The 22,002-nt window shown below is 60.6% G+C and carries 21 protein-coding genes; 11 read left to right on the top strand and 10 right to left on the bottom strand.

Features of this window, described 5'->3' with window-relative positions; genetic code table 11:
* The 3 genes from PG879_RS19525 to trhA all read right to left on the bottom strand — a co-directional run.
* A partial coding sequence (locus PG879_RS19525; RefSeq protein WP_270830590.1) for a retention module-containing protein occupies positions 1-1,589 on the bottom strand: 1,589 nt, incomplete at its 3' end.
* A gap of 221 nt (positions 1,590-1,810) precedes the next feature.
* Positions 1,811-3,472 (bottom strand): putative transporter, encoded by a 1,662-nt coding sequence (locus PG879_RS19520; RefSeq protein WP_109112330.1) that lies wholly within the window; start codon positions 3,470-3,472, stop codon positions 1,811-1,813.
* 121 nt (positions 3,473-3,593) lie between these two features.
* Positions 3,594-4,226: a PAQR family membrane homeostasis protein TrhA gene (trhA, locus tag PG879_RS19515; RefSeq protein WP_270830589.1), complete on the bottom strand. Its 633-nt coding sequence runs from the start codon at positions 4,224-4,226 to the stop codon at positions 3,594-3,596.
* A gap of 191 nt (positions 4,227-4,417) precedes the next feature.
* Here trhA and PG879_RS19510 point away from each other — a divergent pair, with 191 nt between their 5' ends.
* The 3 genes from PG879_RS19510 (at position 4,418) to PG879_RS19500 (ending at position 6,901) form a co-directional block, all read left to right on the top strand.
* Positions 4,418-5,923, top strand: a complete 1,506-nt coding sequence (locus PG879_RS19510; protein WP_270830588.1) for an aminotransferase class V-fold PLP-dependent enzyme — start codon at positions 4,418-4,420, stop codon at positions 5,921-5,923.
* 105 nt (positions 5,924-6,028) lie between these two features.
* A complete protein-coding gene (locus PG879_RS19505) occupies positions 6,029-6,580 on the top strand; it encodes a septation protein A (RefSeq protein WP_010675538.1) in 552 nt (183 codons plus the stop codon).
* Between the two features lie 24 nt (positions 6,581-6,604).
* Positions 6,605-6,901 carry a YciI family protein gene (locus PG879_RS19500; protein ID WP_213320877.1) on the top strand — a complete coding sequence of 99 codons (297 nt, stop codon included), beginning with the start codon at positions 6,605-6,607 and terminating at the stop codon, positions 6,899-6,901.
* 63 nt (positions 6,902-6,964) lie between these two features.
* Here the strand turns inward: PG879_RS19500 and cysQ are convergent, their stop codons facing one another.
* Positions 6,965-7,735 (bottom strand): 3'(2'),5'-bisphosphate nucleotidase CysQ, encoded by a 771-nt coding sequence (gene cysQ, locus PG879_RS19495; protein ID WP_104452319.1) that lies wholly within the window; start codon positions 7,733-7,735, stop codon positions 6,965-6,967.
* Between the two features lie 166 nt (positions 7,736-7,901).
* Here cysQ and PG879_RS19490 point away from each other — a divergent pair, with 166 nt between their 5' ends.
* The 3 genes from PG879_RS19490 to PG879_RS19480 all read left to right on the top strand — a co-directional run bounded on the left by PG879_RS19490 (position 7,902) and on the right by PG879_RS19480 (position 10,836).
* The gene (locus PG879_RS19490; protein WP_039041323.1) at positions 7,902-8,219 is read left to right on the top strand and encodes a ComEA family DNA-binding protein; all 318 of its coding nucleotides are present in this window, start codon (positions 7,902-7,904) and stop codon (positions 8,217-8,219) included.
* 94 nt (positions 8,220-8,313) lie between these two features.
* On the top strand, positions 8,314-9,225 hold the full coding sequence (gene galU, locus PG879_RS19485; protein ID WP_103243668.1) for a UTP--glucose-1-phosphate uridylyltransferase GalU: 912 nt from the start codon (positions 8,314-8,316) through the stop codon (positions 9,223-9,225).
* A gap of 213 nt (positions 9,226-9,438) precedes the next feature.
* Positions 9,439-10,836 carry a peptide MFS transporter gene (locus tag PG879_RS19480; protein WP_041212400.1) on the top strand — a complete coding sequence of 466 codons (1,398 nt, stop codon included), beginning with the start codon at positions 9,439-9,441 and terminating at the stop codon, positions 10,834-10,836.
* A 70-nt stretch (positions 10,837-10,906) separates the two neighbouring features.
* Here the strand turns inward: PG879_RS19480 and PG879_RS19475 are convergent, their stop codons facing one another.
* Positions 10,907-11,878 (bottom strand): response regulator, encoded by a 972-nt coding sequence (locus PG879_RS19475; protein WP_029314797.1) that lies wholly within the window; start codon positions 11,876-11,878, stop codon positions 10,907-10,909.
* A 275-nt stretch (positions 11,879-12,153) separates the two neighbouring features.
* On the opposite strand from PG879_RS19475, the gene PG879_RS19470 reads away from it, so the two are divergent.
* The 3 genes from PG879_RS19470 (at position 12,154) to PG879_RS19460 (ending at position 14,518) form a co-directional block, all read left to right on the top strand.
* Entirely contained in the window at positions 12,154-12,828 is a 675-nt protein-coding gene (locus PG879_RS19470) for a DnaT-like ssDNA-binding domain-containing protein (protein WP_161470299.1), read from the top strand.
* Between the two features lie 72 nt (positions 12,829-12,900).
* Entirely contained in the window at positions 12,901-13,755 is an 855-nt protein-coding gene (locus PG879_RS19465) for a DnaA ATPase domain-containing protein (RefSeq protein ID WP_010675546.1), read from the top strand.
* Between the two features lie 127 nt (positions 13,756-13,882).
* Entirely contained in the window at positions 13,883-14,518 is a 636-nt protein-coding gene (locus tag PG879_RS19460; RefSeq protein ID WP_111897035.1) for an SDR family oxidoreductase, read from the top strand.
* 56 nt (positions 14,519-14,574) lie between these two features.
* On the opposite strand, the gene PG879_RS19455 is transcribed toward PG879_RS19460, so the two are convergent.
* The 4 genes from PG879_RS19455 to PG879_RS19440 all read right to left on the bottom strand — a co-directional run bounded on the left by PG879_RS19455 (position 14,575) and on the right by PG879_RS19440 (position 19,385).
* Positions 14,575-15,768, bottom strand: coding sequence for an ABC transporter permease (locus PG879_RS19455; RefSeq protein ID WP_270830587.1), 1,194 nt, complete (start codon positions 15,766-15,768; stop codon positions 14,575-14,577).
* A complete protein-coding gene (locus PG879_RS19450) occupies positions 15,765-16,901 on the bottom strand; it encodes an ABC transporter permease (RefSeq protein ID WP_201889167.1) in 1,137 nt (378 codons plus the stop codon). The genes PG879_RS19455 and PG879_RS19450 overlap by 4 nt, the downstream gene beginning before the upstream one ends.
* The gene (locus tag PG879_RS19445) at positions 16,901-17,905 is read right to left on the bottom strand and encodes an HlyD family secretion protein (RefSeq protein ID WP_270672285.1); all 1,005 of its coding nucleotides are present in this window, start codon (positions 17,903-17,905) and stop codon (positions 16,901-16,903) included. Before PG879_RS19445 ends, PG879_RS19450 begins: the two co-directional genes overlap by 1 nt.
* A gap of 73 nt (positions 17,906-17,978) precedes the next feature.
* Entirely contained in the window at positions 17,979-19,385 is a 1,407-nt protein-coding gene (locus PG879_RS19440) for a TolC family protein (protein WP_270830586.1), read from the bottom strand.
* Between the two features lie 290 nt (positions 19,386-19,675).
* Between PG879_RS19440 and dusB the strand changes: the two genes are divergently transcribed.
* Together dusB and fis are read left to right on the top strand one after the other, a co-directional pair.
* The gene (gene dusB, locus PG879_RS19435; RefSeq protein WP_010675552.1) at positions 19,676-20,641 is read left to right on the top strand and encodes a tRNA dihydrouridine synthase DusB; all 966 of its coding nucleotides are present in this window, start codon (positions 19,676-19,678) and stop codon (positions 20,639-20,641) included.
* Positions 20,642-20,666: 25 nt separating this feature from the next.
* Positions 20,667-20,963 carry a DNA-binding transcriptional regulator Fis gene (gene fis / locus PG879_RS19430; RefSeq protein WP_005309538.1) on the top strand — a complete coding sequence of 99 codons (297 nt, stop codon included), beginning with the start codon at positions 20,667-20,669 and terminating at the stop codon, positions 20,961-20,963.
* An 82-nt stretch (positions 20,964-21,045) separates the two neighbouring features.
* On the opposite strand, the gene PG879_RS19425 is transcribed toward fis, so the two are convergent.
* Positions 21,046-21,678, bottom strand: coding sequence for a LysE family translocator (locus tag PG879_RS19425; protein ID WP_045521897.1), 633 nt, complete (start codon positions 21,676-21,678; stop codon positions 21,046-21,048).
* Positions 21,679-22,002: the final 324 nt, after the last annotated feature.

Genomic DNA, 22,002 nt, shown 5'->3' with positions numbered 1-22,002 from the left:
CCCTCGGTGATGGCGAGGCTGCCCAGTGCGCCGGCACTCGGGGTGCCGTTGCCGGCCAGGAACTTGGCCTCATCGGCCCCGTCCAGATCGGTCACGCTCAGAGTGCCGGTCTCGGTCAGGATCGGGTTGGTTTCGTCTTCCACCACGCCACCGGTGTCGGTGCCGGTAATGACAGCCGCATCGTTGACAGGCGTAACAGTCCCCGTCACCCCACCTGTGGCGCTGTTTAGGCCATCGGTGATGGTGTATTCAAACACGATGTTGCCATTGAAATCCGGGGCCGGCGTAAAGATCAGCTGGCCATTGCTCAGGGTGACGGAGCCATTGCTGATCGCTACCGAGCCGCCTTCGGCAATGGTCTGGCCGTTGATGGCGGTAATAGTGAGGCGATCACCATCCACATCCGTGTCGTTGCCAAGCACATTGATGGTGACGGTGCCATCCTCCGCCACGGTGAACTGGTCGTCCCCCGGCAGAGGCGCGGCATTCACCACGCTGTTGTCGGTCCCCTTGGGCGAGGTGTTTCCCGCAGGGTCGGTCAGGGTAGCATCCACAGTGATGGGGCCGTTGACTGGCAGATCCGTAGTGGGAATGGTAAGGGTGACCTGGGTACGGCCGATGTCGTCAGTCGTCAGAATTCTGCTGGAGTCAGGCACGCCATCACCATTCCAGTCCACATCGAGACGATCGCCAGCCTTGGCATCGCCCGGCAGCCGGATGATGACATCCATCCCGTTTTCGCGCTCGTTGGCGGAGATGACATTGTCCGCGCCGTCCTGGATTTCGACTTGTGGCGCCGAGGGCGCGGTACTGTCCACGCTGCCATCATCGGTCGCGGTGCCGGTGTTGCCGGCCGGATCGGTCACGGAAGCCGTCACCTGATAGTCCCCTTCGGCCAGCGGTGTGGTGACATCCACGCTGAAGCTGCCATCCGGTTGTACCGTCGCGGTCAGGGTCTGCTGATTGCCGTTGGCATCGGTCACCACCAGGGTCACCGTGCTGCCAGCAGGGGCATCCGTGGTACCGGTCAGGGTCGGCGTCCGATCGTTGGTGTTGTCGGGGGCAGAGACGGTGATGACGGGAGCGGTGAGGTCGACCAGCTCATCCTCGCTGCTTTGCGCATCCACCAGCGGCGCCGCGCCAGCCGGGTTCGCACTGTCAAAGCCTGCGCTGGAGATGGTTGCATCACCGGTACGATCGATAGTGACGAAACCGCCGTTGCCGCTGGCACCAGCCACGCCCCCCGCATTGCCTGCGGCCGGGGCTCCGCCCGCCGCCGACGCCTCGAATGCCTTGGTGGGGTCGGTCCCGTCCAGAATCGCTTGCTGCAAGGCGGCGATGTCATCGGGCGTACCCGCGTTCGCCAGCACGGCGTCACCCTGTTCGGGGCGCTCGCCGGAACCCAGGGTGAACGTGGTCTCTCCTCCCTGGAAGCTGGCCCCTTCGGGCGCAAGCAATACCGCATCCTTGGGCAGTACATCGCCTTCTGCAACGAGTCTCTGGCTCCCGTCGGCGGCGACCAGATACATTTTGCCTTGCAAGTGGGTAACGACGACATCCTGATCCAATACGATGCGCTGATTGCTCATGGTTTCTCCTGAAATATCGAAGGGCATATTGCTCCAGCCTCCAATGTGCCCGTTTATCAGGCCATAAACCAGTGAGAAAAATCGAATGAACAGACCGAAATGAAGCCGGGTTTCGGGGTGAAAACGAAGGGACGCCGAAGATGAATAAAATTAATTAAATCAATAGCATAAATTGTGACAAAACGAAGACGGGAGCCTCATCGGCTCCCGTCCGTGAGGTGTCAGACACCGGCCCAGAGCAGGATGGCCAGCAGTTGGGGCGAGATGATCCGCAGGAACATCACCAGGGGGTAGACGGTCGCGTAAGAGAGTGCGCTGGCACCACTGGTGGGGTGCATGCCGTTGGCAAATGCCAGAGCGGGAGGATCCGTCATCGAGCCGGCCAGCAGACCGCACAGCGTGAGGTAGTTGAGCTTGCCATAATGGCGTGCCAGCACACCCACCAGCAGCAGCGGGATGAGGGTGATTGCCACACCGTACATCATCCATGCGGGACCGTCGCCGTTGATCAGGGTGTCGATGAAGCCGGCCCCGGACTTGAACCCCACCACCGCCAGGAAGAGCACTATGCCTATTTCCCGCAGCGCCAGGTTGGCGCTCGGCGGCATGAACCAGTAGAGCTTACCGATGCTGCCGATACGAGACAGGATGAGCGCCACCACCAGCGGTCCCCCTGCCAGCCCCAGCTTGAGCGCCGCCGGGAATCCCGGCAGGTAGAAGGGAATGGATCCGAGCAATACCCCCAACCCGATACCGATGAAGACGGGCAGCATCTGCACCTGCTGCAGTTTCTGCTGCACGTTGCCCACCACGCTGGTGACCGCCTCGATGGCATCGAGCCGCCCCACCAGGTTCAGGATGTCACCGAACTGCAAACTGGTCTGACTGGTCGGCACCAGCTCGATGCCGGCCCGATTCAGGCGCGAGATGACCACATCGTATTTCTGCTTGATGTCGAGATCGCGGATCCGTTTGCCGAGCACCTGCTCATTGGTGACCACCACCCGCTCGACCCGCAGATCGGTCCCTCGGGTGGAGAGGGAGGTGTCTACCTCCTCTCCAAGCACCAGCAGCACCTTGTGCAGGGCATGGCGCTCCCCCACCAGGTGCAGCAGGTCGCCAAGTTCGATGCGCGAGTCGGGCTTTGGCACCATCAGCTCGTCGCCACGCTTGAGGCGGGAACAGATGACGTCCGCCTCGTCCAGACTCGGGATCTCGCGGAGCATCAGGCCATGCATATTGGGATTGCGCACGGCAATGTTGATGGTTTGCAGACTCTCCTTGGTCTTGCCAGCCTGCTGCTCGAAAGCGACCGCCTCCTCCTCGATCTTGATGTGGAAGAACATCCTGATGAGCCACATGGTGAGCAGGATGCCGCAGATCCCGAACGGGTAGGCCACCGCATAGCCCATCCCCATCAGGCCGGTGGAGCCAGGAGCCGCCCCGAGCTCCGCCAGGATCTGCTGGCCAGCCCCCAGGGACGGGGTATTGGTCACGGCCCCGGAAAAGACCCCGAGGATCACCGGCAGCGGTACATCGAACAGCTGGTGCAACGCTGCCGCCACCAGGCAGCCGAGCAGAACCAGCAGGGCCGCGAAGCCATTGAGCTTGAGGCCCGAACTGCGCAAAGAAGAGAAGAAGCCGGGACCGACCTGGATGCCTATGGTGTAGACGAACAGGATCAGGCCGAATTCCTGAATAAAATGAAGTGTTTGCTCATCCAGCTTCAAGCCGGACAAGCCGGCGAAGTGGCCCACTATGATGCCGCCGAACAGCACCCCGCCAATACCCAAACCCACGCCATAGACTCGCCAGTTTCCCAGCCAGAGCCCCAGCACTGCCACCAGCGACAGCATGCTGATGGAAAGCGCGATCTCACTCATCGTTTGCATCCTTTCCAAACTGAACTGGCACTAGCTTGTCAGCAAACGAAGGGGGCAACTGTGGGGTGCCGCACGAATTCAGGCTTTCATGAGCACAAAAATACCAATTAAGGGTTGGCCATCAGATGTAGCCATAAATGGCCATGAAGTGGCACAGACTGCCCCCCAGCACAAACAGGTGCCAGATGGCGTGGTTGTAGGGGATGCGCTTGGCCACATAGAAGATCACTCCCAGGTTGTAGATGAGACCACCCAGCCCCAGCAGCAGGAGCCCGGTACCATCCAGATGTAGATAGAGCTGGTAGATGACCACCAGCGACAGCCAGCCCAGCATCAGATAGGTAAATAGCGACACCTTCTTGAAACGATTGATGAAGATCAGCTTGAACACGACCCCCGCCAGGGCCAGCCCCCAGATCACCACCATCAGTCCTTGCGCCAGCGGCGTATCGAGCGCCACCAGCAGGAAGGGGGTATAAGTGCCGGCGATCAGCAGATAGATGGCGCAGTGATCGAACAGCTTGCTCCAGCGTCTGGCCGCAACCGAGCTCACGCTGTGATAGAGCGTCGAGGCGAGATAGAGCAATACCAGGCTGGCACCGTAGACGCCGTAGCTCAGCAGTACCCTGGGCCCCTGATCCCACCCCTTGTGCAGCAGCAAGACCAGTCCCAGTCCGCCCAGCAGCAGCCCCAGCCCATGGCTGAGGCGATTCGCCCACTCTTCCCGTGGGGAGTACCCCGTCACATCCATCATTACCTCCAACCCATTACCGGCCCACTCTAGCGGCCGACGTTTCAGGCTACAAGTGTTAGCTGAAAATAAAGGGGCGAGGAGAGGGAGGGCCAGAGATGGCTGTGCCCCCCGCCCCTTTGGTGTATGCTCTGCCGCCGACGCCGCCCATGCGGATGGCCGCGTCTGCCCGACAATCTGGTCTGGAGAACCCGATGAAGCTCACTGAACTGTTTACACAACCGGATCCTGATTTCGGCAAGGCCATGACGGCCCTGCTGGAGCATTTCCATCACTCCGACGACAGTCAGGCCCCCTATCAGCGGGGCAGCTTCACCCACCAGCTCGATCAGTCGTGCATGCCCGCCATCGGCATCTCTCCCCGGGACTATCTGGCACGGCTCGCCACCCTGGTACCCGGGGCATCGCACCTCACCTCTCCCCGCTACATGGGACACATGACGGCACCGCTGCCGGCCTTCACCGCCGAGCTCTCCCGGCTCTTGGTGATGCTCAACCAGAACCCGATGAAGATGGAGTCCTCCCGTCTGCTGAGCTTTCTGGAGCGGGAAGTGCTGGCCAAGCTGCACCGTCTGGTCTACCGCCAGGACGACGCCTTCTATGCAGCCCAGATGCATGCCAAGGATGCAGCCCTCGGCGTCATGACCAGTGGCGGTACCATCGCCAACGTCACCGCTCTCTGGCTGGCCCGCAACCGGGCCTGTGGCGACAACCTGTTCGCCCTCGCCGAGCAGGGCTATCGCGGCGCCGTCATTCTGGGATCGCGGCTGATGCACTACTCCTTCGACAAGGGGATGGATCTGCTGGGACTCGGGGGTCGCAGCGTCTGGCGTCTCGACACAGACGAGCACAACCGGCTCAGTCTGGCGGCGCTGGAACAGGCCCTTCAACAATGCAGGGAGCAGAAGCTCAAGGTGCTGGCGCTGGTCGGCGTGGCTGGCAGCACGGATTTTGGCTCCGTCGACCCGCTGCCGGAACTGGCCGCCATCGCCCGGCGCGAGCAAATCCACTTCCACGTGGACGCGGCCTGGGGTGGCCCGACCCTCTTCTCGCCCCGCTATCAGGGATTGCTTACGGGGATAGAGCACGCCGATACCGTCACCCTTGACGGTCACAAGCAGTTGCTGGTCCCGCTCGGTACCGGCATGCTGCTCTGCCGCCAACCGGACCTGATGATGACGGTGAAGCGCGAGGCTCCCTACGCCATCCGCGCCACCTCCTTCGATCAGGGGCGCTTCACTCTGGAGGGGACCCGTCCCGCCAACGCGCTCTATCTGGATGCCGCCTTCCAGATGCTGGGACAGCAGGGTTATGCCCAACTCATCGACGCCAACTACGACAGGGCGCGGCGAATGGCCGCGCTCATCGACGCCAGTCCCGCCTTCGAGCTGATGTCGGCACCTGTCATGAACCTGCTCTCCTACCGGTGCATTCCGCCCCACCTGCAAGGTCAGGAGCCCGATGTGGCGGCCAACGAACAGATCAATCTCTTCAACGTCGCCCTGCAAAAAGCCCAGCGCGCCGAAGGGCACAGCTTCGTCTCACGCACCCAGCGCGCAGTCTCCCGCTATGGCGAGCAACCGCTCACGCTGCTGCGCGCCGTCCTGCTCAACCCCCTCATCGAGGAAGCAGACATACGCGCATTGCTGGACGATCAGGTGCGCCTTGGCAACCAGATTGCCAGCCAGCTGTTCGAGTAACCCGCCGCCCCGGGAAGGAACTGCCTGCAGAATGGACGGTCTTATTCATTTGCCGTTGTCTGACGGGCAGGTACACTGAGTGAAATTTTGAGACTAGAGCCCAGCATGAAGCAGTTTATCGAGTTCATCCCCCTGATCGTCTTCTTCGCGGTCTACAAGTTTTACGACATCTACACCGCCACTGGTGCCCTGGTGGTCGTCACCGGCCTGCAACTCCTGTACAGCTGGCTTCGCTATCGCCGGGTCGAGAAGATGCAGTTGTTCACCTTCGTGCTGGTCGGTTTCTTCGGCGGCCTCACCGTCTTCTTCCACGATGATGCCTTTATCAAGTGGAAGGTGACCGTCATCAACGTACTCTTTGCCCTCGCCCTGCTCATCGGCCGCTATGGCTTTGGCAAGAACCTCATCAAGCAGATGCTGGGCAAGGAGCTCCAAGCCCCCGACCGGGTCTGGGACAACGTCAATCTCGGCTGGGTCGGCTTCTTCACCCTGTGCGGCCTGCTCAACCTCTACGTGGCCTTCAACCTCTCCCAGGAGATGTGGGTCAACTTCAAGGTGTTCGGCCTGCTGGGCATGACCCTGGTCTTCACCCTGCTCAGCGGCGTCTATCTCTATCGCCACATGCCTGCCGAGCAGAACGCAGAACAGAAAAAATAACCGCAACCAGAAAGGGATTGTTCCATGTGGTATCTGATCTACTCCGAAGATGTCGCGGGCAGCCTGCCCCAGCGCAAGCTGGCACGCCCTGCCCACCTTGCCCGCCTGCAAGCCTTGCAGGATGAGGGCCGCCTGCTGACGGCCGGCCCGAACCCGGCCATCGATGCCGAGGACCCGGCCGATGCGGGCTTCACCGGCAGCACCGTCATCGCCGACTTTGCCAGCCAGGCCGACGCCCAGGCCTGGGCCGATGCGGATCCCTATGTCGCGGCGGGGGTCTACGCCAAGGTGACCATCAAACCGTTCAAGAAAGTCTTCTGAGCCCATCGAGGCTGACAAGAAAAAGGCCGGACACTGTCCGGCCTTTTCGTATCCGATGGTGACTCATGCCCTGGCCACAAACCAGGGATTGAGGATATCAGGCTTGTTGTAGCAAAGCGGCGAACCATCGAGCCGGGTGACGCTGCCCCCCGCCCCTTCCAGTACCGCCTGAGCTGCCCCCGTATCCCACTCGCAGGTCGGTGCGAGCCGCGGGTAAAGCTCGGCCTCCCCCTCGGCAATGATGCAAAACTTGAGAGAGCTGCCCATGGAAACCAGCTCGATCTCGCCCCGCTCCAGTTCGCCAAAACGGGCCAGATACTCGAGGGTTTCCTGCGACAGGTGATTGCGACTGCCCACCACGCGCCACACTTGCCCAGCGTCATGAGGGCGGGTCTGGATGGTCTCGTGCCTGCCATCAGCCACACGCCAGGCGCCAATCCCCTTGCCCCCATACCAGAGCTTGTCCAGTACCGGGGCATAGACCAGCCCCCAGCGCGGGGTCCCCTGTTCAATCAGGGCGATATTCACCGTGAACTCGCCGTTGCGGGAGACAAACTCCTTGGTGCCATCCAAAGGATCCACCAGCCAGTAGCGGGACCAGCCGAGTCGCGCAGCCATCACCTCGGGGGAGGACTCTTCCGACAAGACCGGGATATCGGGAGTGAGACGCGCCAGCGCCTGAACGATCACCTCGTGGGCCCCCTTGTCCGCCGCAGTCAGCGGGCTCTCGTCCTGCTTGTACTCCACCGCAAAGGGCTGGCTGTAGATGGACATGATGGCCTCACCGGCAGCGCGGGCGATGGGCTCCAGTTCGGAAATGGCGGGTAGATACATGGAAAAGAGTTCTCTCTCAAAGGGTTGGTCAGTGTAACCGAGTGAGTATCTTCGGCTTATAGCCGTTTGCACTGACTTATACAGTGTCAAAACTGACAGACAAAAAGTGGCGCAACACAGCTAATGATAAATATGCCACTAAGGCAGACTCATAAGGATGTGAAACATGAACAAGAAAACCCTGATCGCCGCACTGCTGCTGGGCTGCCTCCCCCTGTTGAGCCAACCTCTGCTGGCCGCCGACAAGGCGGCGACCAAGCCTGTGGCCACCACCCAAGTCAAGGAGAGCGGCAAGATCAATCTCAATACCGCCAGTGCCGGCGAGCTCACCGCCCTGAAGGGCATTGGCGAGAAGAAGGCACAGGCCATCATCGACCACAGAGAGAAGCAGGGCAAGTTCACCTCCGTCGATCAACTGGCGGACGTCAGTGGAATCGGATCGGCCACGCTGGAAGCAAACCGGGACATGATTATCGTCAAGTAACCGGTTTGAATCCCTGTCATCCCAAGGGCAGCCTGTGGCTGCCCTATTTTTCTTAGGGTATCATGAGCCCACTTTGTATCTTCGGACTCACTCCATGAAAAAGACACCGCTCGTTGTTCGCAAGGCCGTTCTCCCCGTTGCCGGCCTGGGTACCCGCATGCTGCCCGCCACCAAGGCCATCCCCAAGGAGATGCTGCCCGTGGTCGACAAGCCGCTGATCCAGTATGTGGTGCGCGAAGCCATCGCCGCCGGCATCAAGGAGATCATCCTGGTGACCCATTCAAGCAAGAACTCCATCGAGAACCACTTCGACAAGAGCTTCGAGCTGGAGGCGACCCTGGAGAAGCGGGTCAAGCGCCAACTGCTGGAAGAGGTTCAGCACATCTGTCCCAAAGACGTGACTATCATGCACGTGCGTCAAGGGGAAGCAAAAGGCCTGGGCCATGCAGTACTGTGTGCCCGCCCCCTCATCGGGGATCAACCCTTCGCCGTGCTGCTGCCGGATGTGCTCATCGACGAGGTGGCCAGCGATCTGAAGCAGGACAACCTGGCGGAGATGGTGCATCTGTTCGCAGAGGAGCAGATCAGCCAGATCATGGTGGAAGCCGTCCCCGAGAGCGAAGTGGACAAATACGGCATCGCCGACATCAAGGGGGAGGCCCTGAGCGAAGGCATGTCCCTGCCGATGCAGGCCATCGTCGAGAAGCCACCCCGGGATGAAGCCCCGTCCAACCTGGCCGTGGTCGGTCGCTATGTGCTCTCGGCCAATATCTGGCCCTTGCTGGAAAAAACCCCGGCCGGTGCCGGCGACGAGATCCAGCTGACCGATGCCATCGCCATGCTGATGGAAAAGGAGCAGGTCAATGCCTACTTCATGAAGGGACGCAGCCACGATTGCGGCAGCAAGCTCGGTTATATGAAGGCCAATGTGGAATACGCCGTGCGCCATCGGGAACTCAGCAAAGATTTCACCAGCTGGCTGAAACAGTTTGCCAAAGAGCTGTAATCTCTGAATATTTACAAGATAAGCAGTATAAAAAACTGGGCATCATTCGATGCCCTTTTTCATTTTATAAACAAATATTCAACCATTGATAGATAAAATATCGCTAAATCATAATATTGTAATTTAAAGTCGCTTGTTCTATAAGGATTAAGGCTTGTTCCTAGCCCTTGCATAAAATTTCTAAAAAAATATAAGACACAGGTGGAAGTTCCAATGAATAACCCGTCCAAAGGGACCTTTTTAGGTCACCCTAAAGGGCTTTTTTTGCTCTTTAGTACCGAACTGTGGGAGAGATTCTCCTATTACGGCATGCGTGCCGTGCTCGTCCTCTATCTGACCGACCTGACCGCCAACGGTGGCATGGGCTGGACCCAGGCCGACGCCCTCAAGCTGTACGGCATCTATACCGGTCTGGTCTACATCACCCCCATCATCGGCGGCTGGCTCGCTGATACCTTCCTGGGCCAGCGCCGTGCCATCCTGTTCGGTGCCGTGCTGATGGCCGCCGGCCAGTTTACCCTGGCACTGCCTCACGCCATGTTCCCTGACATGGTCAACACCGTCTTCTATGCCGGCCTTGGCTTGCTGATCGTGGGCAACGGCCTGTTCAAACCGAACATCTCCACCATGGTGGGCGACCTGTATAAAGAAGGGGATCACCGTCGTGACGGCGCCTTCACCATCTTCTACATGGGCATCAACCTGGGCTCCCTGCTGGCCGGCGTGATCTGCGGCGCCGCCGCCACCGCCTATGGCTGGCAAGCCGCCTTCGTCAGCGCCGGTATCGGCATGCTGCTCTCCCTGGTCGTGCAGGCCACCATGGCCCAGCGTTTCCTTGGCGACATCGGCCGTGTGCCCGCCGCCCAGCGTGCCGCCCTGCAGCGCTCCAAGGAGCAAAAAGCGCCCCTGACCAAACAGGAAGTGGATCGCATCAAGGTGATCCTGGTACTGGGCCTGTTCACCATCATCTTCTGGGCCGGCTTCGAGCAGGCCGGTGGTCTGATGAACCTGTATGCCCAGGAGTATACCGACCGCATGATCGGCAGCTTCGAAGTGCCGACCGCCTGGTTCCAGTCCCTGAACCCCTTCTTCATCATCACCCTGGCCCCTGTCGTGGCCGCCATCTGGATCAAGCTCGGCAAGAAAGAGCCGAACTCCCCGGTGAAATTCGCCATGGGCCTGCTGTTCCTGGCCGTCGGCTTCCTGTTCATGATCGGTGCCGTGCTGGAGCAAGGTGGTGATCAGGCTGTCAAGACCTCCATGTTCTGGCTGGTCGGTGCCTACCTGTTCCATACCCTGGGCGAGCTCTGCCTCTCTCCCATCGGTCTCTCCATGGTGACCAAGCTGGCTCCGCTGCGCCTGGCCTCCCTGATGATGGGTGCCTGGTTCGGTTTCGTGGCCCTGGCCAACTATGCCGCCGGTTTCATCGGCTCCTTCGTCGGCGAATCCGGCGCCATGGCCATCTTCGGTGGCATCGCACTGGCCGCCGTGATCAGCGCCCTCATCCTGCTGACCATGGCCAACCGCCTGGTCTACTGGATGCACGGTGCCGAAGGCCCGGCCAAAGAGCCCGAAGAACAAGAGCAGAAACTGCAGTCTGCGACCGTTTGACCGGTCAGGACAGCAGAGACCAAACAGGGCGCCCATGGGCGCCCTGTTTGCATGTGTTCACTTCACGGCGTCAGTGGTGACGAACCTGCATCGTCAGGGCGCTGCCGCTGTCACTGCGAAACTGCAGATCAAAGGGCTCGTGCCAGCTTCGCCTGTGCAACGTGTAGCGACTGCTGCGCATCAAGCCGAGCGGCAACCCCCCTGCACGCATCAACCAGTGAGGTGAGGTGAGCCCGGCATTTGCAAAAAGCAGCCCATCCTCCTGATCGAACAGCAGGGCCGCCATGGCAAAGGAGTGACGCAGGCCCGACTCCAGCAGTTGTAGATTGAGGTAATCCAGCAATCGGTGTGGCTGGGTCAACAGCAGGCTCTCTTGTTGCTGGTATTGGCGATAGGGGCCGTTCATCAGGGATCGCACCAAGGCACCACAGAAGGCCGCATCCACACCGAGGATGGGCAATTCCATCACCAGTACCAGCAGCTTGTCGTCCAGTTTGAAGGTATCCGGGATGAAGAGATTGCCCATGCCGGCAAAGGTGACCTGCCAGGGCCCCCACTCCTGCATGCCAGGGGGGGCCAACCAGGCGAGCAGCCGGCTGCTCGCCAGATCGTGGCCACGGAAGAAGTCGATGTGTTCCATCAGCTCCAGTTGCTGGCTCTGATGCCCGAGGTTTGTCAGGCATTGCTCGATGCTGCGGCGGATCTGCTCATAGTCATTCACCGGTTTGATGAAGAAGTCCCTGGCCCCCGCCCGCAGCGCACGCTCGATCGCAGCCATCTGATCCTGACCGGAGATGACGATGACGGGCACCTGTGGATAGCGGGCGGTGAGGCAGGCAATAACCTCATGGCCATCCATGTTCGGCATGTTCAGATCACACAACACCACATCGGGGTGATAGAGCGCTGCGGCAGAGAGCCCCTCAATCCCGTCTTCTGCCTGAAAGACGCAGGCCCCGTCGTGCTCGAGATAAGATACCAGTGAGTGGCGAAAAACCGCTTCGTCTTCTACCACCAAGATCCGTAGTCCGGCTTTTGACATCTTGACAAAGCTCTTATTAGTCAAATGGTTATTTGAGCATTAAGACTAGATCATGGGCGCTGGATACCGCCACACAATATTGTCGAGCAGCGAGCCGGGCTGGCCTTGGTATCTGCCAAGCGTTTGAAATGGTCCGACTATTTTGCTTGCACCCTTGCGCAGAGATGATCAGCAACCGTCGCCCGGCAGCCGTTCTCTCGCAGGTCGGCACCATGAATTGTATGAGGCACCGCCATGAGGGATAATGCCCTCCACTCCAGATCGTGAAGCAGACCATGACGCCAGCCGAATACAGCGCCCTCGCCCATCCCAGACTCTCCCATCCGGCCCGCAGCCTCTATACCCTGCAACTGCGCCGCTTGGTGCTGGAAAATCGGCTGGCCCGACTCAACTATCCCGAGCTTGGCCGGGCACTGGCTGTCGTCGATCCGGGCAATCCCGGTGGTTTCAGCTATCAGGTCAACGCTCGCCAGCTGACCGAGCTGCTCGACGAGCTGATGGAGGCCGAACTGCTTCAGGTCGAGGCCCAGGCTGACAGTGAGCACTACCACCAGTGCCCTTTCCAGTTGCCGTTGCTGAGCCAGCGGGTGCGCAGCCCCCTGCCGGCACGCCCGTTCCAGATGCACCTGCAGTGGCGTCCGGACGAAGAACTGCCTGCTCTCGCACGCCTGTGCGGGGTGATCGATGCCAGCTACAGCGAAGAGGATCTCGGGGAGTTCATCGCCTACTGGCTCGGCCGCCCCGAGGTGTTCGACTCCCAGCACCAGTGGATGTTGAAATTTATTCGGGCCATCAAGAGTCGGCGCTACGCCCGCCGCCCGGCAACCGTGGTCACCGGGTACCAGCAGGTCGCGCAAGCCCCGGTAGAGGCTGGCCCGAGCCGCCGGGCGCAAGAGATGATCGATGAGGCCAAACGGCTGGCACAAGCTCAGGAGCCGGAGAATGATTGATACCAGGCGGCCACGAAGTGCACTATTGACCCCCTGCCCATCCAGCCACAGCCCTAGCAGAAGGAGAATTCCATGACAGATCCGCACGACCCGATGCGCCAGGCACTGGAAGAGATCGAGGCCAAACGCCAGAAAATCGCCAAGGCGAGACAGGAGCAACGGGCTCATGATCCCGAGCTCAAGCGTCACGTCAGCAGCCTGCAGCAACGTATTCTCCGACTGCGGGCCGCAACCGGCGGCAGCCAGTACGACTACGAGACCCTGCGCAAGGAGTACGACGCCAAGGCCAATGCCGAAGTGCGCGAGTTGCAGAAGGCCGCCCGCCAGGAGCGGATCCAGAAGCTGATCGCCCAGGCCGACCTCAATCCGGACTGGATCTTCGACAAGATGGATTCCGGTGACCCGGCCCTGCAATACCCCATCGAGACAGCCCGCTACTTCATCAGCGGTTTCGAGCACTGGGAGAAGAGCGGCGGGGGCTGCATGCTGATCTACGGCGATTACGGCACCGGCAAATCCACCCTGGCGGGTGCCGTGGCCCACGAGTTGATCGCGCGCCACCAGAAGTCGGTGATCTTCCAGCAGTGGGCCTCCATCGTGGACAGGCTCTTTTTCAACGTCATCCAGGATCAGGAGGAGCGCAACCAGTACCGCCGCGCCCTGGAAGAGGTGGACCTGCTGATCATCGACGAGGTGGCGGCCAACCGTGCCAAGATGGCCGAGAGTCAGTCCAGCTTCCTCGGCCACCTGCTGCGCCGTCGTCGCAACCTGTCCAAAAGCGTCATCATCATCACCAACCACAGCCCCCAGAGCCTGCATCAGGCCATCGGTGATTTCAGCTATGAGGCGATCAAGGCGTTCAATCCGGTGGACATCCACCTGAGCGGACCCAGCCGCCGTCCCAGCATCGGCCATTACAACGGTTGATCCCGTCGGGCCGGCGTCCCTGATGTCCGGCCCTTCATATCCCCTGCACCTCACAAATAAAAACCACTCTCATTTACAGAGAGCCATCCAGGCTCTAGGCTTGCTCTTTTGTTCGAGAGGGCCTGTCATGCCAACCACACTCATCTTCGGTGCCAGTCGAGGACTGGGCCGCGCCTTCACCGACCACGCACTGCAACTGGGCCACAGGGTCGTTGCCCTGGTGCGCCATGCCGACATGGCCAGCGAGCTGCATACCCTGGGAGTCGAGGTCGTCATCGGGGATGCCCTGGACCCCCAGGCCGTGGCCCAGGCTTGCCGCTTGGCGGACAGGGATGCCCGGGTAGTCTCCACCCTCGGCGGCTTTCGCCAGAGTGCACCGGTGGATTATCAGGGCAACCGCCATGTGATCGACGAGATGGAGCACGCCGGGCTCAGCCGCCTGCTGCTGGTCACCTCCCTCGGTTGTGGCGACAGCTGGCAATACCTGCCCGAACGGGCTCGCGCCGCCTTCGGACACGAGGTACGCCTCAAGAGCCTGGCGGAAAGCTGGCTGCAGACAAGCACCCTTGAGTGGACCATTTTACGCCCCGCAGGGTTGCAGGATGGGGAGCCCACGGGTCAGGCCATCCTGAGCCAGGGGCAGGAGAGGCATGGCCTGGTCAGGCGCCAGGATGTGGCTATACGGGGTTTGCAACTGCTCACCGACCAGGAGGCGTGCGGCCAGATCTATGCCATCGGCGATTCGGGTCTGAATCAGCCATGATCCCTGTGAATGGCAACACGGTCAGCCCAATGGCTGACCGTGTAGTTGCAAGGGGCCTAGTCGGTGGAAGACGCTGTCATCCCATCATCCGGCCGCATTGCAGGGCACGGTTGACGCCATCGGAGCAACCAGCACGCCAGAGCGCCATACAGCAGCGCCAGTCCCCACAACTGCCACCAGTAGCGGGAGACCTGGGCAAAGTCGGCCCCCATCTGATTGAGGCGCAGGAATCCCTCGATGGCCGGCGTGCTCGGTTCCCACTGGGCCAGCCAGTTGAGGGGGGCCGGGATGAGCTCAAGGGGCCAGATAAAACCGGCCAGGAAGACCAGCGGCAAAGAGGAGACAAGCACCACCTGGGTCGGTAGATCACGGCGGGTGAACAGGGCGCCGAGCACGATCCCGAGCCAGGTGGTGGCCAACAGGAACGGCAGGGTAAAGAGCCAGAGTTCGCCGGGTACAGCGGTGCGGGCAATACCGTAGTGATCGAAGCAGAAGCCGAAGAAGTAGGTCACCGGAAGGACGAAAAGAGCCCCCACCACCAGGGTGCGGGCCAGCAACAAGGCCGGCACGGGAGCATGTTGCCAGTAGCCTGACTCGCCACGGCGGCTGCGCTGGTTCTGGGTCGCCCCCAGGATGCCGGTCCCCATCAGCAACACCTGATGCAGGATCAGCACGAATACCGCAGGCACCACGTAGTTCACATAGCCCATGGTGGGGTTGAATACCGGCAGCACATTGAGGGCCACCGCGTTCCAGCCCATGGCGGCCTGGGGCAGCGCCTCGCCCTGGCTCAGCAACCTGGCCACCTTCACCTGGGCGGCGAGCGTGCCCCCCGCCTGGGCCAGCCCTTCGGCAATGGTGCCATAGACCAGGAAGTAGGAGGCATCTCCGGCATAACCCAGGGTCACGCTCCTGCCCAGCATCAGATCCCGATAGAAGTGGCGGGGAATGTGCAAAATGCCGCTCGCCCTGCCGGTCAGCATCATCTGGCGGGCCTCGTCGAGCGAACCGGCACGGGCCACCAGTTTCACCTGCGCCGTGGCATCGGCCATGAACTCCAGCTGGCGGGAGAGTTGGCTGCCATCCTCGTTAACCACCACCACGGGCTCTTCCCTGGGCAATTGGTGCAGGTAGGGCTGGGGGTAGAGGAAGGAGTAGAAGAAGACGCCGCCAAACAGGGTCAGCATGATGGCGCGATCCGCCAAGAGGGTGCGCAGCTCAAGGCGCACCAGATCCCAGAATCCCATCATGGCCTGGACTCCTCATGGGGCAGGGCCGCGCCCGACGGCGTCCGGTAGCGGTGTACCACCAGCAACAGGGGCAGCAGAAACAGCAGCAGAGCCCCGAGCTGGGGCAGGGCCGCCGTCAACGGTTGACCATAATTGGTTTGCCCGATCTGCAGCTCCACATAGTGGGAGATGGGCAGCAGGCTGCGCCAGAACTGGGCCACATCACCCATGGCACTGACCGGAAAGGTGACCCCCATGAAGGCAAATCCCGGCGCCGTGTAGGCGCCGGCCAGAGAGAGCGCCCGCGCCGGATCCCGGATGATGGCGTAGAAGAAAGCCCCCATGGTGACGCAAGCGGCTGACGCCAGTCCCAACCCCGCCGTCAGCACCAGCCAACTGCCTTGCATGGGGTACCCCAGCCCCTTGAACAGCAGCAGACTCCACGCCAGACCCCACCCCCAGCCGATGAGCACATGGGGCAGCAGGGTACGCCAGAGGCCGAACCAGACCCCTCTGGTGGTCCAGTCCAACCCGAGGCGATCGGTGCGGGCCAGGGCGTTCAGGCCATAGAGCACCACCAGGATCTGCCACACCGCAGGCAGCAGGGCGCTCAGCAGAAACTGGGCGTAGCTGGAATTGATGTTGTAGAGCGCGGTAACCTGGCTCGCAATGGGTACGGATTGTCCCAGGGCACCGGGCAGCGTCTTGCCGTCGGCCATGGCCTCCAACACCCCTACCTGGCCATTGAGAGTTCCCACCACCTGGGCCAGTGCGGAGTTGACCAGCTTGGCAATCAGGATGAACTGGCCATTGTTGAACACGGTCACCCTGGGTTGGGTCCCCTCGCGGGCATCCCGCTCCAGGTGATGGGGGATCACCACCAGGGCATAGATGTCTCCCCCACGCAGTGCCCTGGCCCCCTCGTCGATGGCGTCAAACTGCTGCGCTATCTTGAGCCCGGCGGAACCATCGAGAGAGAACGCCAGTTGTCGGGAGAGGGTGCTGCGATCCAGATCCACCAGACCGACCTTGAGATCCCGCGCCAGGCCGGCTGAAAAGATCCAGCACAGGATCCCTATCAGCACTAAGGGGACCCAGCTCGCCAGCGCCCGGCCGAACGGGTCCTGCCAGAGCAACCGCCATTCGCGTCCCATCAGAGCTCGACCAGCACGCTCATGCCGACCCGCAGCCCGTCAACCGGCTGCAAGGGGCGCGCTTCCACCTGGAAGCTTTTCATGTCGAACCCCTGGCGGGTGTCGGTGGCACGCCAGGTGGCGAAATCCCCCATCACGGCCACATGGGTCACCTTGAAGCGCACCAGCTGATCCCCCAGGCCGGGAATACGGGCATCAAACTCGGTACCGACCGGGAACCTTGGCAAGAGGTCCTCACGGACATGGAACTGGGCCCAGGCATCCTTCATGTCGAGCAAGGTCACCACGGGGAAGCCCTGGGGAGCCAGCTCGCCGCTACGCAGCAGCACCTGGGCGACTTCCCCCTCGTGTGGGCTGGCGATGCGGGTATCGGCCAGATAGGCTTCCACTTCCGCCACTCCGCCAGCCGCCATCTTGGCCTGCTCGCGGGCCGCGATCTTGGTCTCTTCCCGTGCCCCTTCCAGCGCCATCTGGTATTGCTGCCAGGCCATGCCCTCGCTGTACTTCGCCGCCTGCCAGGCCGTCCAGGCCTCGTCACGCTTTTGCAGTGACATCACGCCATCCCGATGCAGGCTGGCAATGCGCTCGTAGGTTTTGCCATGAAGCAGGGCAGCTGCCTTGGCTTGTTGCCACTGATCCTTGGCGGCCGCGATCTGCTGCACTCGAGCCCCCTTCTCGGCCTCTTCGGCCATGGCGCCAGCCGCGGCCTGCCCGGCCTTGGCCTGACTCAGCTTGGCCTCGATCTCCGGGCTCGCCAGAGTGAACGCCAGTTGGCCCCTGGTCAGTTGATCCCCCTTCTTCACCAGCACCTCGTCGATGCGGCCCGCCACCTTGGAAGAGACCGAATACTGCTGCGCCTCTATCTGCCCCTGCAGACGCACCGGCTCCGGCTGATAGGCCAGCCAGAAGCGCCAGCCAAGCCAGAGCACAAGCAATACCAGCGCCAGTGGCAGCAGCCAGGGCTTGCCCTGGCTCATCTTCTTCTTGATGGGGGGATGACTCATGAATTCACCTCGGCAAACGGGCGACCCTTGACGGTCGAAACGGACATGAATAACGGAGTGGAAGAGAGCGCGATCATGAGTTCACCTCGATCGCCTGGCCATGCTGATACTGGTTGAAACAGTTCATCTGACCGGAGAGTGCCAACAGGCGGGCCAGGGAGATCACGTATTGATAGGCGGCGGCGGCGCGCTGGGTCTTGACCCCGGCAAGCTGGGTCTGGGCATCGACCACATCAAGGGAAGTGGAGAGCCCCTGACCGAATGCCTTGTCACGCAACCGCACGTTCTCCTCGGCCAGCGCCTGGGTTGAGGAGAGAGAGTGATACTCCTCCAGTCCCTGGGCAGCCTCGCGCCAGGTCTTCTCGACCAGCAGCTCCAGATCCTGGCGGGTCTTGGCTTGCAGCAGGTTGACCTGGAGTTCGGCGCTCTTGGCTGCCTGGACCGTCTCGGAGCGGCCATCACGACTCACCAGCGGCATGCTGACCCCGACACCAACCAGCCAGTCCGGTGTGGTCTTGGAGACGATGGAATCATCTTCATAGAGGTTGTAGTTGCCGAACAGGAAGAGCTCGGGGGCGTATTTGCCCTTCTCCAGCTTGATCATCCCCTGGGCCTGCTCCTTCTTGGCCGTCAACAGCTTGAGACCGGGATGCACCGACAGGGTCTCCTCCACAAAGGGAGACAAGGCTGGCATCCCTTCGTTGATGAAGAGGGCGGTATTGGGCTCAGCCTGCTTGAGCTTGAGCATGTGGCCGAGCGCTAGCTGGGCGATCTCCAGGCTGCGCCTGGCCTTCTGGGTATCGATGCGTGCCCTGTCATAGGCAGACTGGGCCGAGAGGCGCTCCACCTTGGCGATCTGCCCCTGGGCTTCGAGCTTCTTGGCATTATCCAGATGGTGTGCCAGTCCCTGCTCGATCTCCTGCTTGGTCTGCACCACCTGCGCCGCCAGCACCACCCCGAAGTAGGTCTGGGAGAGGCTCTCGAAGGTGGACTGCTGTTTGAGCACCAGCAACTGCTCAGCCTCGCTCACTTGGGCCTGACGAATATCCTGGGCCGCATCGATGCGCCCGCCGGTAAAGAGCGGCCATAGCATCTTGACCGAACTGGTCACCACGTTCTGCTTGGTGAGGGGGGTGACGAAATCGCTCGGGCTGAGGTTGAGTGCCTGCATCACAGGCCCCAGCACCTTGCCGAATTCCGGATGATTGGCGATGGGGTTGAGATCCAGCATGTCCAGCTCCATCGGCTGATCGAGATGGGTATAGCTGGCCCCCACATCCACCTTGGGCAGGTACATGGCCTTGGCCGCCTCCCGCAGTTGCTGGGCCCGCTCCACCCCGGCCTGCTCTGCCGCCAAGCCGTCATCCTGCTGGATGACCCGGCTCCAGGCCTCGGTAAAGCTGACCGTCTGCGCCTGAGCCGACCCCAGCACGATACCCAGCAGGCATGGGCAGAGCGACTTGATGAACTTTACCGTCATACATCCCCGATCCGTTTGTAATGAAATTGTGTAGAGTCTTTGCTCAATTCAGGCCCGCTATCATAGCCTAAACCGGCTTGAGAGGGAGACTCACAAATCACCATCCCCCTCACTCGCGCCCTCCTGACCATGGTCACAGACAATATGTCCGATTTTCAAGCACTCCTGAATTTGCAAGCCTTGGCGCGACGTTTTTTTCAGAAAAAAATGGCTGACGCTCAAATACTAACCTTTTCTCCTGACTAAAAAATGCGTAATATACGCCGCCCTAAGCCGATGGTAACCGTGGAATGCAGATAGGTCCCCACACGCTTGAAACTCCCCTGATCGTGGCCCCCATGGCCGGTGTAACAGACCGACCATTTCGTGAACTTTGTTTACGTTTGGGAGCCGGTATGGCCGTTTCCGAGATGCTGCTGGCCAACCCGGATGTCTGGGATACCCAGAAAACCCGGATGAGAATGGATCACTCTGCTGAAGGCGGCTTGCGATCGGTCCAGATTGCCGGTGCCGACCCCGAGATGATGGCGTTTGCTGCCCGCTACAACGTGGAGCAGGGCGCTCAGATCGTCGACATCAACATGGGATGTCCGGCAAAAAAAGTGAATAAGAAGCTGGCAGGTTCCGCCCTGCTGCGTCAGCCAGACCTGGTCAGATCCATCTGCCGGGCCGTGGTGGATGCGGTGGAAGTACCTGTCACCTTGAAGATCCGCACAGGATGGGATCCGGATAACCGCAATGGCGAGGAGATCGCCCGAATCGCCGAAGATTGCGGTATCGCGGCCCTTGCCGTGCATGGTCGTACCCGTGCCTGCCTCTACAAGGGCGAAGCGGAGTACGACACTATCAGGGCGATTAAGCAGGCCGTATCGATTCCTGTTGTCGCCAATGGCGACATCGATAGCCCGGAGAAAGCCCGGTATGTCCTCGACTATACCGGTGTCGACGCCGTGATGATCGGCCGTGCTGCGCAAGGACGACCCTGGATTTTCCGGGAAATCCGCCATTTTCTTGAAACGGGCACCAAGCTGCCGCCTCCCGACAGGGAAGAGGTTCGCACCCTGATGAACGAGCATGTCACCAATCTGCACCAGTTTTACGGTGCCTATCTGGGAGCGCGCATTGCCCGTAAACACGTGGGCTGGTATCTGGATGAAGAAGAGGCGGGCCGAGAATTCCGTAAGCACTTCAATGCCCTGGATTGTGCAGACGCACAACTCGAGGCACTCGAAGCGTATTTCGATGGATTAGGTTAACGCATAACTAAAGAGCCGACCGAATATGTTCGAACAAACCCTGACTTCTGATGCATTGGTAACAACTACTCACAATCACGCTGCCGAGCCGACCCAACGCCCCCTGCGTGACTCTGTGCAACAGGCCCTGCGTAACTACCTGGCCCAGTTGAACGGTCAGGAAGTGATTGATCTGTACGATATGGTTCTCTCCGAAGTCGAAGCTCCCATGCTGGACGTGATCATGCAGTACACCCGTGGCAACCAGACTCGCGCCGCCGTGATGATGGGCATCAACCGCGGCACCCTGCGCAAGAAACTCAAGCGTTACGGCATGAACTGATCCCGGTCATTCTGCTGCAGTGCAGACGAAGGCGTATCCCAGCGATGGGATACGCCTTTTTCTATGCCCGGTGTTTACCTGCTCACTCCACCGCCAGCTTGATACCAAGCCCCACGAACAGCCCCCCCATCACACGATTCAGCCAGGTGGCCACCCGGGTGGGTAGTCGCACCTTGCGGCTTGCAAACGCGGTGGAAAACGCCAGCAGATGGCACCAGATCATGCCGTTGAGATTGAAGATGCAGCCCAGCACGATGAATGCCATCGCCTTTTGCGGTGAAGCGGGATCGATGAACTGGGGCACAAAAGCGAGAAAAAAGAGCGCCACCTTGGGATTGAGGACATTGGTGAGCAACCCCTGCCGGAAGATGCGCCCATAAGAGAGCGCAGGCAGCGCCACAGCCCCATCCACAGACGTTGAAGTGCCACTCCTCTGCCAGAGCATGGACACACCGAGATAGACCAGATAGAGCGCCCCCATCAGCTTGATGACGGCAAACAGCTCGGCGGAGGCACTCAACAGGGCAGACAGTCCCAGCGCCGCCGCCAACACATGCACCATGGTACCTGTCCCGATACCCAATGCCGCCATGGACCCTGCACGCCAGCCCTGGGAGCCGCTGCGCAGCATGATGAGCAGGGAGTCAGGCCCAGGCATCATGTTCAACAGCAGGCCAGAAACGACAAACAACGCCAGATCGTGGATCCCCAACATAGACAGCTCCTTGTACATGAAAGAAACAGTCTATGGATCCTGAAGTACTTGTCACTCCCGTTTCCGGCGATAGTGATTATCAAGGAAGGGAATAGCGTTTGAGCCGGAGATACTTGGCGCTCAACCAGGTGAGAAAGAGAGATAGAGCCGTTTGAAAGGCAGTGATACTGGCTGAATAGCAATGTTTATCGATGTAATAGACTGGATTTTGTGCATTAGCCAGACTTATTATCTAAAAAATAAATTACAGGCAATAAAAAACCCCGCTCGAGTGAGCGGGGTTTCTTGTATTGGGTGCCTGGCAGTGTCCTACTCTCGCATGGC

The sequence above is a fragment of the Aeromonas sp. QDB63 genome, assembly GCF_027707425.1.
Taxonomy (GTDB): Bacteria; Pseudomonadota; Gammaproteobacteria; order Enterobacterales; family Aeromonadaceae; genus Aeromonas; species Aeromonas caviae.
Note: the sequence above shows the minus strand (reverse complement) of the source record. Positions and strands in the feature narration are given on the sequence as shown.